Below are 13,670 nucleotides of genomic sequence, written 5' to 3' on the forward strand. Positions count from 1 at the left end.
GCCGGCTCACCACTCAGTTCAGCGAAAGGTTGTGTTGCGTGACATTGTCCATATTGAAATGGCTCAAGCGTCCCTGATCATCAAACAGCAGGAAATCGCTACCGACACAACGTACCCGCACACCCTGTCGAGGCCATTGCAGTGTCGCAACGAGGCGGTTGCTGGTCCTGGCGATGAAGTGCCAGCGCATGTCGTGGTCGTTGATCAGGTAACCGATCAGCCGGCAGTGCTCATGCAAATGCACTTCCACCAACTCATCATGGTCTTGCTCGAAGTCACAATCCGGCAGGCTGTAGTTGTTGCAATCAGTCCCACCACCGAACACCAGAACCGAAACCTCGTCGCTTTCACGCTCCACACGCATGAACTCCAATCGCCCGTCAGCGCTGAGCAAGTACTGCTGGTCGATACCCAACGCAGGCACCGGCATTCGCTTCATCAGTCGTCGCTCAGGTAACCGGTAGTGCCACAACTCCAGGCCCGCTTGCGCATCACTCAACCATACAGATTCGTTGCACGCGTCATCCTTCATGCCAATGACCTCTCCGGGCAAATCGCTCACGTGCCACAGGGTTTCGAATCCACGATCGACATCCACCACCCGCAGTTGTCGCCCACGGCCGATGGTCCAGTTCGAACCGTTGAATGTGCGGCTGAACGCACTGAACATCTGCACGCCGAGATCCGTTGCGACGCGCGTGACCAGATCCACTTTGCTGATACGCCATACTTCATTGCGCCGAGCGACAAGCAATGCGACCTGCCGCCCCTGGGCCAGAACGATGTATTGCGCAGGCATTGCGAATTGGTAGAGCGTGTTGCCATGCGCATCGACCACCACTGCGCCGGCCTCGCCCAATGCCAGCAAGTAGCGCTGATCGGTTAGCGGCACGGCGTCCCGGATCATTCGGCTGCCCATGTCCGGCGCAGTCCATTGCAGGGGTTCGCTGCCGGTGACCTGCGTGTAGGGTGCAGGTCGTGCGGGCAGTTGCTGCGGCAGGTCGGCCTGCAAGAGTTTGTCCTTGCTCATGCTGACCAGTGCCTGCAACTGCAGCAGAGACAAACGCCCCTGCCCGCCCACCTGATCGGCAATAATCGCGTGGACGGTGGCGCTCGCCAACCAGGCCAACTCGGTGGCGTGCGCCTTGTGCTGCAACAGGCTTTCGGCCAGTGCCGCCCGCTCGGCGTAGCGGGCAGGATCATCACGCAATTGCTCGACCTGATCGGCGTACGCGAACAAGGTGTCGGGGAGCAGAATTGCCCGTTTCACCAGCGCTCCAAGTGCCAGGCTGCCACCGGCCATTTCGGCATTCAACAACCATTGCGTGGCGCGCTCGCGCTCTGCCAGCAGCGGCCAGACAACCTCGACGGCTTGCAACCAAAGGCCTTTGCGTGCCAAGGATTCGGCCCACTCCAGACGCAGGCGCTCGGCGTATAACGGCCATTTGTCCTGGAGCAACGCCACAGCATCAGCGAAGGCTTCATCGCGCCGCGCCACCAGCAAGGCGCGTTGCCAGTTACCGGCCAGGCACAGCAGACGCACGATGGTCGCAGCGGGCATGTCCCAGGCCAGCGCGAGGTCGGCGGCCTGTTGTTGGCGGCCGTGTTTTTCCAGATAGTCGAGCGCCTCCTGCTGCACCTTGAGCAGTTCGGCGAGGACGAACACCGCCTCCTCTATCCGGCCTTCACGGTCGAGCCGCTGGAAGGTTTGGCGGTAGATCTGGCGCAGATGCCCCTCGACGTCTTGCTCGAAGACCATCGAGCGGGCGAGCCCCTGGTGCTGGCTGATCGACAGATCCTGACGCCGCTGTGGGGTACCGAATGACTGCTCACCGCTGTGCTCGCCACCGCCCAGCGGAATCGCATGGCGTAGCGCCTCTTCATAATCGCCGTTCTCGAACATCTCGAACATGCGCTGCATATAGGCTGCCTGACGCCTGCCGTACAGCGCAGACAGCCGCGAGTGCCGGGTCAGGCGCGTCACCCAGCGACGCCACAGCGCTGGTTTATGTTGGTGTGGCCGCGCCCGCGGCGCAATGTCTGCGGCCGCGTGGGTCGGCGCACCCGGCAATGGCAACGGCACCGACGCCACGCGCCGCAACAGATGACGCAACCCGAACAGCAACAGGGTCAACGCGACCCCGGCAATCAGCGTGCCCACCACGACAGCACCGATCTGCACCGACAGCGACGTCGCCGGCGCGGGCGTCACGGCGTTCACCTCGGTGTGCCGGCCCTGGGCGCCCATCCAGAACACCGCCACCAGCAACACCAGCGTCACACTGAGTTTCAGCCACGGCAGAGGCGCGTCATCAGGCACTGTCCAGCCGGCGCTCGCCGGTGATACGGCGGCATCGGGCGATACCTGCGGCGCCTTCTGCTGACGCGCGATCAGCGCTTGCAGAGTCTTTTGCTGCTCGGGGCTGACCGGTTTCAGGTTTTTGCCAAGAATCTCGCGCACATCGCTGGTGACTTCCAACGGCTCGAGCACTGGCGGCGGCAATACGTTGCGACAGTCATAGGTGTCGAGCAACGTCACGCCACTGATATCAATCCACTCACCCGGCGCCAACACGTCGGCATCGCGCAGATGCAGAGCACTGACATGGCTGCCGCGCACCAGCCAGAGATCGGCGGCCGGCAGATCGCGCATTTCCTGCGGGTCGAGTACGGCTGAACACAGCGTCTTGCCCTGACGAATCAACGGCCAGCCGAGCAAGGTCTCGCAGTGCACGGTCAGTGGCTGAGTAAAGCGCAGCAGATCACCGTCGGCGAAACGGTAAGCGCTGGCAGCGGTCTGCCAATGCTCGATGATCAACCGCTCGCGTTCGTGCTGGGCGAAACGTTCAGCGGCAAACCACAGGCCCTCAATGCGCTGGTGACCGCTCAAGACCGGGCGGCGGATCAACGCCGCGGCGTTTTCAAGCATGGCTGTCGTCCTTGTTTTTCGGCTGTTCATTACAAAACACCTGCAAACGCAGGAGGCGCTGCGGCACCGCGTACACCAGCAGTTCGCGGGCGCTGGTCAGCACGGCCACCAGACCACTCAACGGACAGAAGCTGACCTTGGCAATCACCTCGCTGGTGGTGAACAACGTCTCCATGTCATCGCCGTGCCAGAGGGCGATGGCCTGTTGACCGGGGCTGATCATCAACAGCAAGTAACGCTCGTTGTCGTCTTGCAGCAGACCGATACCTTTCCAGCCGCGGGCCAGATCGATGCATTGCGCCGCTGACGGTAAGTCATTGGCCGAGTACACACGCCAGCTCTCACAGTCGTTTTTCATCGTGAGCAATGCACAGCCTCCGAACGCGCTGCGCCCGCGCTGAATGCCGGCAAACAGCACCTGGCTGACGCCATCGGCAAGGCCCAATCCATACGGTTGCTTCGCCCCGGTGTCCAGACGCACAGGATGGGCGAACAACCGACCGCCTGAACGACATACATAGACCATCGCATCACCGGCCATCTTGGCCATGGCGATTACATCGGTCGCCAGGCGACGGATCTGGCGGGTTTCCGGGGCGGCGATATTTTTGTCCCTTTTCACGGTCCAGTAGGCCAGATGCCCTTGAGTATCGAGCAGATACAATCGCCTTTCAGAGCGACTGAGCAAACCGACCGCCGGGAGGAAGTTGCCCGTGCCCGGCGGCAGCTTCAACTCCTCCGGGCCCGGTTTATCCACCGGATTCAGACCGGAAATACTCCAGAATGTCAGTTGCAAAGGGTCGCTCATGACCGCTCCGATGGCGCCCCCAAAAAACAGCGCCGTCAGCGGCGTAAGTCCTGCGCTCCAGAGGTTACGACGAACTTCCAATGGTTTTTTCTGGTATTGCGCCGGTAGTTTGATCACCACCATGCCGGGCTCATCGAGCATTTTCAGCGCGACATGGCTGCCGGAGCTGGAAATCACCGGCTGTAGCGTCAGCGACACTCGCGGCACACAACCTTTGGCCGTCGGCGCAGCCTTGACGATTTCGCCCTCAAACTGCCCTTTGAGCAGTTGCAGGGCCGCACGCTCAGCGGGCATCGGTAATAGCACGCGACGGGTGTCCGTTGCCTGCAAGTGCACAGACAGGCTGTAACCATCAAGACTTCGCGCGATTTGCACGCGATGGCTGCAAGTCTGCCGGTCTGTTGCCGGCAGACGTTGCCCCACCAGCCAGCATTCGCCGACCGGCATTGACGCGCTATGCAGCCAACTGCGCCACGCCTGCCAATGCGCATCGCTCACCGTGGAGAAGGTCCGTGCAGCGAGCAATCGTTTGAGCTGCGCCGCCGAATCGACCTCATGCAAGGCTGGCGCCTGCTGCAAAATGCCCCAACGCAGTTCGGCACCCGCCTCTTTCGCGCGACGTGCCAGCAGGATCACCAGCGCCATGTGCACCAAGCGTGCGGCGCCCAGTTGCAACGGCCCGGCATCGAACAGCACGACAATCCGGCGACTGGCTTGCTGCGCTCGATATTGCGGCGCGAGGAACAGATGTTCGCCCACGGCCGCGCGGCGCAGAAACTCGTCGGGCACTTCGTCGGCCAGCAGCCATTCGCTGGTCAGCAGCCGGTCATACGGCCCGCGCCTCTGTAAATCGCCCAAGCCATCGGGCTCGGGCACGCCGCCCTGTTGCACACCGCGCAGCGGGCCCAGTACCGGGTTGAGCCGTCCAAGCAGATCGGCGAACAGCGGCAGTTGTTCTGGGGCGAACCACTCCAGCCATTCGCGCCACGGTTGCAGAGATTCAGGTAACTGCATCAGCGCCCCGCCCAAAAATCGTCAATTCGCTGCAAATGTTCTGCGCTCACCGGCAATTGCCGATCGAGCGGTACCACCGCCGATGGATCACGCCACAGCAGCAGCGGCGCCCGCGAGAAGCGGTGCGACAACGCGTGCGCCAGCAGGTCGGTCGGTACATCCGGCTCCCAACTGGTGGGTAACCACAGCCCGGGCGCACGCTCGTCCATCGCCGCATAGGCAACGCCATCGACCCACGGCAGATCCGCCGCCGCGCCGCTCACCAGCAGCACGTCGCGATTGGCGGTGGCATGCAGGCGCGTGGCCTGTTCATCCGGTATCGCCAGCAATCGCGCATGCAGACGCCGGGCGGCTTCGCCCCACGCCACGGCAGCCTGCGGCGCCGCTGCCACCGGCCGCGAGCGCCAGCGCCAACTCAGCGCTTTGCCATTCATGCGGCAGTCGTCAGCAAACGGGCGAGTTGGCCGCGAACGTCGTGCAACGTCGCCGGGATGGTCAGGTCGTTGAAGTTGGCGTCGATCTCACGCAGCAGCCCCTCCAGCAAGGCACCGGCCGGCGGTTCAGTGCGCGCCAGATAATCCTCGGCGGTTTCCAGCAGGCGGCTGACCCGCGACATCGGCTGCAGAGTCGCCTCCTCCACCGCGCTGAACAGATGGCGGTTGCTTGACTGGGTGAACATCTCGCGGAGCACCTCGCGGCCGTGCTGCTGGGTCTCCTTGGTTGGCAACACGTACAGCAGCGGCCACAGATCGGCGGCACTGGCCTCCACTCGACCACCGAGCAACGCGGCGGCAGCGATCAGGCGCTGGGACTTGACGATGCGTCGATCCGACAACTGAATGCCGGCCTCACGCAAGCGGCGAATGGCTTGGGCCAGCGCCGGGCGCACGGAGCTCAGGTCAACGCTCTTCAGAGCCTGACCCAGAGTGTCGAGCTGGCTCAGACCGAGCAACTGTTGAACCGGGCGTTGCTCGGACTGCCAGCCGCCGGCGAGCATCGCTTCCAGCTGATTGTCCGGCACAGACTCGACAAACAGGTGCAGCAGGAAGCGGTCACCAAACGCCGCCAACGCTTCATCGTCGGGCAAGCCGTTGGAGGCGCCGACGCAGACCCGCAGCGGGCACTGAATCTGCGTATGCCCACGCCGGAAGTGCCGCTCGTTAAGCACGCCAAGGAGCGTGTTGAGAATGGCCGTCGAACCGAGAAACACCTCATCGAGGAAAACGATATCGGCTTCAGGCAGCATGCCGCTGACGTCAGTTTCCACCGTGCCTTCGCGAAGCTTTTTCAGGTCGACCGCGCCGAACAGTTCCGAAGGTTCGGTAAACCGCCCCAGCAGATACTCGAAATAGCGCCCGCCCATCGATTGCGCAACCCGGCGCACGACTGCACTTTTCGCGGTGCCTGGTGGGCCGATGACCAGAATATGCTCCTGTGCCACGGCGGCCAGAACAATCAGTTCGGCCAACTGCTCACGCCCCACAAGACCTTCGGTGGCGACGCGTACGGCCTGACGGATTTGCGCGGCAGCGCTCTGCAATGAAGCACTCATGGGCATCTTCCCTGAAAAATGAATTCTGATTGGGCTGGTCGGCAGGTATCGGCCGCCGGCGAGTGATCTTTAATCGCCACTACGGTCAAGTTCGCGAGTGGATATCTGACAAAAGCTGATTATGCTTCAGGAAACCTTGCAGCGATGCGAGGCGGTCAGACTGTGCAAGTTTCACGCGGGAGCAATGGCGGCATATGCCACAAGGCCAGAGTGCGACAAGCAGTAACGAGGGACTCCGGCCTACAACAATAAGCACGACGGAGAACACCCATGGCCACAATCGACACAGCATCCACCGGCAGTCCACCGCGCAGCGGCGGCATAACCAAGGAGGAGCGCAAGGTTATCTTCGCTTCATCGTTGGGCACGGTTTTCGAGTGGTACGACTTTTACCTTTATGGCTCTCTGGCAGCGATCATCGCCAAGCACTTCTTCGCTGGCGTTAACGAAACCACCGCGTTTATCTTCGCCCTGCTTGCCTTCGCCGCCGGGTTCGCGGTGCGGCCGTTCGGAGCCATTGTGTTCGGCCGTCTCGGCGACATGATCGGGCGCAAACACACCTTCCTTATCACCATCGTCATCATGGGCGTCTCCACCGCAATTGTCGGCATATTGCCCGGTTACGCGACCATTGGTGTTGCCGCGCCGGTCATCCTCATCACTTTGCGCTTGCTCCAAGGCCTGGCGTTGGGCGGCGAGTATGGCGGCGCCGCGACCTACGTGGCCGAACACGCGCCGCGCAACAAGCGCGGCTTCTTCACCTCGTGGATTCAAACCACCGCGACCCTCGGCCTGTTTCTGTCGCTGCTGGTGATCCTCGCCTGCCGCACGGCGCTGGGCACTGAAGCCTTCGAAGCGTGGGGCTGGCGGATTCCGTTTCTGTTGTCGATCCTGCTGCTGATCGTCTCGGTGTACATCCGCCTGCAGCTGAGCGAGTCACCGGTGTTCCAGAAAATGAAAGCTGAAGGCAAGGCGTCGAAAGCGCCGCTGACCGAATCCTTCGCGCGCTGGGACAACCTCAAAGTGGTGATCATGTCATTGCTCGGCGGCACGGCCGGGCAAGCGGTGGTCTGGTACACCGGGCAGTTCTACGCGTTGTTCTTCCTGCTGCAGACGCTGAAGATCGACCCGCAAACCGCCAACCTGTTGATCGCCGGTTCGCTGCTGATCGGCACGCCGTTCTTCGTGATTTTCGGCAGCCTTTCCGACCGGATCGGGCGCAAGCCGATCATCATGGTCGGGTGCATGCTGGCGGCGCTGACGTACTTCCCGATCTTCCACGCGCTGACCCAGTACGGTAACCCTGATGTGTTTATCGCCCAGGAGAAGAACCCGGTCAAAGTGATCGCCAACCCGGATCAGTGCTCATTCCAGTTCGACCCGGTGGGCAAGGCCAAATTCACCAGTTCCTGCGACCTGGCGAAGACCCTGCTGGCAAAACGGGCGATCCCGTATGAGAACGTGATTGCCGAGCCGGGCACCGTCGCACAAGTGCGCATCGGCGATAAAGTCGTCGAGAGTTTCGAAGGCAGCGCCCTGCCGGCCGCCGACTTCAAGACCCGCAACGATGCCTTTACCGCGACCCTCGGCACCGCGCTCAAGGAAGCCGGTTATCCGGAGAAAGCCGACCCGGCGAAAACCAACTACCCAATGGTGTTGCTCCTGCTGACCGTGCTGGTGATCTACGTGACCATGGTTTATGGCCCGATTGCCGCGTGGCTGGTCGAGCTGTTCCCGACCCGCATCCGCTATACCTCGATGTCGCTGCCGTATCACATAGGTAACGGCTGGTTTGGTGGCTTCCTGCCGACGGTGGCGTTTGCCATGGTCGCCGCGACCGGGGATATCTACTACGGCTTGTGGTATCCGATCGTGATTGCGGTGATGACAGCGATACTGGGCACGTTCTTCCTGCCGGAAACCAAGGATCGCGACATTCTCAAGGATTGAACCCGATGCGTCGCCCTCCCCGTCAGTGGAGGGCGACGCGCAGGTTTCAACGCAGCAACCAGCGCGCCGTCAGCCTAGCGCTCAACGGCAGCATCCAGTAGACCATGTTGAAAGAGATCAACCCGGCCACCACCACTTTGAACAGCCATGCTGGCCATTGCAGGTTCGCCACCTCCAGCAGCGCCGCCAATCCCCAGGGCATGCTCACCGACAGCGGCAAAACGATCAGCCATGACAATACCCACTGCTTCCAACGGGCCCCCGAAGGGCTGCTCATCGTTGCTGTCGCCGGAGTACCGCGCGCTGATAGATGCGATCCCGCGCCAGTGTCATTGGATCGGCACTGAGGCTGATGCCGTCAAGCAAACGTCCCGGACTGAAGGCCAACTGCTGCTGGGCGCCGAACTGCGCATCGGCCGGCTCCAGTGAGTCGAGGCTGAAAATGCCCAACTCGACCTCCTGATGCTGACGCGACCACGCAACGGAGCCGTCTTCGATAGCATCCTCCGCTGACGCCAATTGCAACACCAGACGCAGCGTCAGCGATCCTTTGGCCAGTTGCTCTGCCATTTCTGACTGCAAGTAATCCGCCGGCTTCGCCGCTGCCTCGGCGTCACTCAATAGCGGCTGCATGAGCAGTGGCTCGATACGGTAACGGCCGATTGTTTCAACGCCCCGATGATTACTGAATACCAGAGCATTGACCGCGAAGTACTCGAGCCCCGCATAACTGCGCGGTGCCGGTTTCGGTGCATCGAGGAAAGCCCGCGCCCGTGGATGACCCGCCAGAAAGCTGTGCAAGGGCAGCGGATCGGGAGGTGTGGCGACATTAGCGGCAATGCCTTGCAGGAAGATCAGAAAATCTTCGGGCGTGGCCACCGGAAAGCCGTCGAACGAGTGCGTCACGATATCTGTGACCTCGCCGCCGGCCAGGGTAAACCGAACTGCCAGACCACGCGGGCTGGCCAGCGGATCTCCGTCAGCGGTGGCGGGTACGCCACTGAAGTTGGAGAACCGCAGTACCACCGGCACCGTTTGCCCCTGCAAATGCGCAGCCCGGCTGAGGGTGCTGGCGTTCGGCGAAGCCTTGAATGTACCGTTTACCAACAGGCCTTTGGCATGGGTCGCACGAAACCCCGGATGACGGCCGAAGGTGGCATTGAGCGCATCGAGCAAAGCGTCGTACAACGGCTCTGGGGCCATCGTGTCATTCCTTGTGTCGTTGGCAGACAAGGCTGAGGAAGATGCCAGCGTCCCGGCCAGCACGGCGCCGATCAGCAAGCGTTGCAAGCACACGGCATTCATGCCTGACGCAGACCGGGATTGAGTGCGATGTGTTTGTACTCGATGAAATCATCCATGGCCGCCACACCGTTAAGCCTGCCCTGCCCCGATTGCTTACAGCCACCCTCTTCGAATTCGTCGAACACCATGGCCCAATCGTTGATCCAGACGGTACCGACCTCCAATTCGCGGGCAACGCGTAACGAGCGATCGACATCACGGGTCCAGACGCTGGCCGCCAGACCGAACTCGCTGTTATTGGCCAACTCGATTGCCTCGGCTTCGCTGTCGAATACCTGCAAGGTCAGCACCGGCCCGAAGGTCTCTTGCTGGACAATAGCCATGTTTGGATCACTGACACGCAAGAATGTCGGTCGATAAAACGCGCCTTTAGCCAGTGGCCCTTCCACGACCGGCCCACCGCGCACAATCACTTGCGCTCCGTCGACAATTGCCTGCTCGACCACTTGATTGACCCGTTGCACATTGGCTTTGTCGATCAACGGCCCCATTTCACTGGCCGGATTTGCTGCGGGCCCCACGCGCACGGCCTCAAGAACGGCCGCCAGACGATCAGTCAGTGCCTTGGCAATATCGCGCTGCACCAGCAGTCGCGAACCGGTCATGCAGAACTGGCCGGCGAACACCGTCAAGGCTTTGAGCAGCACCGGAACGGCTGCATCGAGATCGGCATCGTTGAACACCAGCATCGGTGTTTTACCGCCCAGTTCCAGACCAAAACGCTTGAGGTGTTGCGCCCCTGCCGCCGAGATCGCCCGGCCAGTGCCGGTACTGCCGGTAAAGCTGATCACCGGCACCTTTGGCGACTCGACCAGATGTATAGACCCCGCCGCACCCGCTTCGCTGAATAGATTGATCACACCGCGCGGCAGTGACCGCGCCTCGCTCATGATGCGTGCGACCAATGCATTGGTCTGGGCGGTCTGCCCCGGCATTTTGATCACAGTTGTACAACCGGCGGCCAACGCCGGTGCCAGCGAACGAATCATCAACACCACCGGTGAATTCCACGGCACGATGATGCCTGCCACACCGACAGCCTGGCGCAATACAAGGGAAATCCGCCCCGGTGTCGGCTCCGCTGCGCGCCCATACTCGGTACGCGCCAACGCCGCGTAATAACGCAATTTGGACGGCACCATGCGCACTTCAAATTCCGCTTGCGGACGGATCTTGCCGTTTTCCAGCGCCAGTGTGTCAATCAACGCTTCGGCGTTACGTTCGAAGGCCTCCGCCAGCTCCAGCAGCACCGTGCCACGCAGGGCGCGATCGTCTTTCCAAGAGGACTGCGCAAACGAACGCAGGGCAGCTTCAATGCCCCGTTGCGCGGTATCCGCGCTCCCCTCGGCATAACAACCAATCTGCTCATACGTCGCGGGGTCAATCGAGTCTTTGTAAATACCGGAATCGTGCCATTGGCCATCGATCCAATTCAAAACGGGAGTGTTGTTCATAGCAGCATCGTCCTGACAATTAGGCGTAAAGCGCGGCGATTTTTTCCGCAAAAGCAATCACAGTGATATTGGTGGCTACCGACGGCACATCGGGGAAGATCGACGCATCGACCACGCGCAGCCCGTGCAGACCAAGGACCCGGGCCTGCAAATCCACCACGGCATGCTTGTCACCGGGCACGCCCATCGGAGCGGTTGAAGTTGGATGGTGATAGGTGTCCAGGCTCGCCCGGACGCTGGCCAACAGCGCTTCGTCCGACGCAACCCCCGCCCCCGGATTGAGTTCGCTGTGAATCAGGGCGTTCAACGGTGCTGTGCCACCGATCCTGCGGGCCAGGCGAATGCCGTCGAGCAGGCGCTGACGGTCCTCGGGTTCGGCGAGAAAATTCAGATCGATGATCGGCGCTGCAAGCGGATCGCGACTGGCCAGAGTGAGCGTGCCTCGGGACCGTGGCCGCGTGAGCGCAACCGCCAGCACGAAGCCGATGTTGGTCGGGCTCTGATCGTGGGGAAACAGGTGCGTCGCAGTGATGTGCAGGTCCAGATCGCCGGACTCCGCGCTGCGGCTGTGGGACCAGAGTTTGGCGCCGATGGCCGGGGATTGACGGCCAATCAAGCGTGGATTGGCCGCGTAGGCGTTGTAGTAAAACGGATGATCCTGCAGTTGTTGGCCGACTGGCAGCGTTGCCACCACGGGAATCTGCAATGCCCGCAGATCGGCATCCGGACCAACGCCGGAACGCAGCAGAATCGCCGCACTGCCATAGCTGCCCGCGCTAAGAATGACCTCAGCGGCGCGCAGTTGCGTGCCGTCGCTCAATTGCACTCCGATCGCGCGTTGACCGTCGAACAAGACCTTATCCACCAGGCTGTCAGGGCGGATGTGTAAGTTGCCACGAGTACGCACCTCATCATTGAGGTAGGCCATACCGGTGTTGATGCGCACACCGTCGACGACGTTCATCGGGTACGGACCAACCCCGTTGGCATCGGCGCCATCAAAGTCGTCGATGATTTTATAGCCGTAGGAGAAAGTCGCCTGAATAAATGCCCGCTGCATTGGCGTGACATCCAGATGGCTCAGTTGCTGTACCGGAAGCGGCCCGGCATGCCCGTGCAAAGCACTGTCACCACGGCTGTGGCTTTCCAGTTTCCTGAAAAACGGCAGCAGGTCTTCATAGCCCCAGCCCGGCAGGTTCCAGCGCGCGAAATCACTGGGCCGTGCCCGAATCGCCACGGCACCATTGATCGCAGAGCTGCCGCCCAACACTTTGCCGCGCACGGCGCCAATCGGATGCTCGATGTAGCCGGCCCGGGTTTTGTAACCCCACTCGAACTGCGGGTTGCCATTGGCACCGACAATGTCGCTGTTGGCGACAATGTCTGGATAGTCGTTCACGGCAAAACTGTTGCCTGCTTCCAGCAGCACGACCTGGCGCTGGCTGTTCTCGCTCAGACGCCGCGCCAACACTGCACCAGCCGAACCGCCACCGACGATCAGTACGTCGACGGTATCAAGGGTGTTCTTCATGCATTTCTTCCCTGTCAGACGCAGGAGTGGCGTCTGTTAGGAACAAGCATATGGAAGGACTCACACGCTCATAAGCAGGCAAAAACCGAATCGGGGTTTCGTTAATTCCGAACGACTCACTGCCTTTGGCGAGCATGCTCGGCAAGCTGTTTTTCCCACGCGGGCGGACTGCCGATCTGTTCACTGAGAAAGCTGATCAGCGCCTGCAGTTTCGGTGAAGCGCGCAGGGATTGCCGATACACCGCCGAGATATTTCCGCCGCGCGGTGCATACGCTGGCAACACCTCTTGCAGTTCGCCAGCAACCATCGGCTGCGCGGCAAGAAACGTCGGCAGAATCGCCAGGCCCATGCCGGCCTTGGCCGCTTCCATGAGTTGATGGGCATTGTTGGTGCGCAGGCGACAGCGCACGCGAAACGACTCCAGCGTGTTGTTCACCGGCAGCGTCCACATGCCATGGGGCTCGCGATTGACATAGAGCATGGCGAAGTGGCGGGACAGTTCCTGCGGCGTTTGTGGTGTACCGTGAGCAGCGAGATAGTCGGGGCTGGCGCAAATGACGTGGCGGTTGGCGGTGATGTTTTTCGCCACCAATGAAGAATCAGGCAGCTCACCAATACGGATTGCGGCGTCGTAGCGCTCTTCGTGCAGATTGACATACCGATCGTCGAATTCGACATCCAGTTGCAATTGCGGGTAACGCACCGCGAATGACGACAGGATCGGCGTCAGATAGCGAATGCTGAAAGCCATCGGTGCAGCCAGCCGCAGGTTGCCACGCAAGCTCGACTGGGAGGCTTGTACAGCGTCTTCGGCATTTTCGACTTCAGCCAGAATGCGCACGCAGTAGCGATAAAACACCTCGCCCGAATCAGTCAGGCGCGCCTGCCGTCCGCGTTCCAACAGAATACTGCCCAAGCGTTTTTCCAGGTTTTGCAGACGTTGGCTGACCATCGATTTAGCCATCCCTAAACGGCGTGCGGCTTCGGAAATACTTCCGGTGTCGACCACCATGACGAAAGCATGCATCTCACAGAGTTTGTTCACGTAGTTAATCCAAAGAAATCGCACAGGCCTGCGCAACCGGCGCGCAGATCTCGGGGGTGGTTCAGGCTATTACATAGCGTG

The 13,670-nt window shown here is 61.2% G+C and carries 10 protein-coding genes; 1 reads left to right on the forward strand and 9 read right to left on the reverse strand.

Annotation, left to right across the window (positions count from 1 at the left end):
* Window positions 1-13: 13 nt before the first annotated feature.
* Genes AC0ZWN_RS00555 through AC0ZWN_RS00570 form a run of 4 tightly spaced genes read right to left on the reverse strand, consistent with a single transcriptional unit; the run spans window position 14 to window position 6,303 of the window.
* Window positions 14-2,929 (reverse strand): bpX6 domain-containing protein, encoded by a 2,916-nt coding sequence (locus tag AC0ZWN_RS00555; RefSeq protein WP_476333629.1) that lies wholly within the window; start codon window positions 2,927-2,929, stop codon window positions 14-16.
* A complete protein-coding gene (locus AC0ZWN_RS00560) occupies window positions 2,922-4,751 on the reverse strand; it encodes a hypothetical protein (RefSeq protein ID WP_476333630.1) in 1,830 nt (609 codons plus the stop codon). The genes AC0ZWN_RS00555 and AC0ZWN_RS00560 overlap by 8 nt, the downstream gene beginning before the upstream one ends.
* Window positions 4,751-5,185 (reverse strand): bpX5 domain-containing protein, encoded by a 435-nt coding sequence (locus AC0ZWN_RS00565; RefSeq protein WP_257354816.1) that lies wholly within the window; start codon window positions 5,183-5,185, stop codon window positions 4,751-4,753. Before AC0ZWN_RS00565 ends, AC0ZWN_RS00560 begins: the two co-directional genes overlap by 1 nt.
* Window positions 5,182-6,303 (reverse strand): AAA family ATPase, encoded by a 1,122-nt coding sequence (locus AC0ZWN_RS00570; protein WP_476333631.1) that lies wholly within the window; start codon window positions 6,301-6,303, stop codon window positions 5,182-5,184. The genes AC0ZWN_RS00565 and AC0ZWN_RS00570 overlap by 4 nt, the downstream gene beginning before the upstream one ends.
* A gap of 270 nt (window positions 6,304-6,573) precedes the next feature.
* On the opposite strand from AC0ZWN_RS00570, the gene AC0ZWN_RS00575 reads away from it, so the two are divergent.
* Complete coding sequence (locus AC0ZWN_RS00575) at window positions 6,574-8,253, forward strand: MFS transporter (RefSeq protein ID WP_007919119.1); 1,680 nt, start codon at window positions 6,574-6,576, stop codon at window positions 8,251-8,253.
* 46 nt (window positions 8,254-8,299) lie between these two features.
* On the opposite strand, the gene AC0ZWN_RS00580 is transcribed toward AC0ZWN_RS00575, so the two are convergent.
* The 5 genes from AC0ZWN_RS00580 to AC0ZWN_RS00600 form a co-directional block, all read right to left on the reverse strand.
* Window positions 8,300-8,530: a putative antibiotic biosynthesis monooxygenase gene (locus AC0ZWN_RS00580; protein WP_095049973.1), complete on the reverse strand. Its 231-nt coding sequence runs from the start codon at window positions 8,528-8,530 to the stop codon at window positions 8,300-8,302.
* Entirely contained in the window at window positions 8,527-9,558 is a 1,032-nt protein-coding gene (locus tag AC0ZWN_RS00585; RefSeq protein WP_476333632.1) for a catalase family peroxidase, read from the reverse strand. Before AC0ZWN_RS00585 ends, AC0ZWN_RS00580 begins: the two co-directional genes overlap by 4 nt.
* Window positions 9,555-11,012: an aldehyde dehydrogenase family protein gene (locus AC0ZWN_RS00590; RefSeq protein ID WP_476333633.1), complete on the reverse strand. Its 1,458-nt coding sequence runs from the start codon at window positions 11,010-11,012 to the stop codon at window positions 9,555-9,557. The genes AC0ZWN_RS00585 and AC0ZWN_RS00590 overlap by 4 nt, the downstream gene beginning before the upstream one ends.
* 19 nt (window positions 11,013-11,031) lie before the next feature.
* The gene (locus AC0ZWN_RS00595) at window positions 11,032-12,543 is read right to left on the reverse strand and encodes a GMC family oxidoreductase (RefSeq protein ID WP_476333634.1); all 1,512 of its coding nucleotides are present in this window, start codon (window positions 12,541-12,543) and stop codon (window positions 11,032-11,034) included.
* 116 nt (window positions 12,544-12,659) lie between these two features.
* On the reverse strand, window positions 12,660-13,589 hold the full coding sequence (locus tag AC0ZWN_RS00600; protein WP_095049969.1) for a LysR family transcriptional regulator: 930 nt from the start codon (window positions 13,587-13,589) through the stop codon (window positions 12,660-12,662).
* Between the last annotated feature and the right edge of the window lie 81 nt (window positions 13,590-13,670).

The organism is Pseudomonas sp. 3B-A001-10F, from assembly GCF_056313565.1.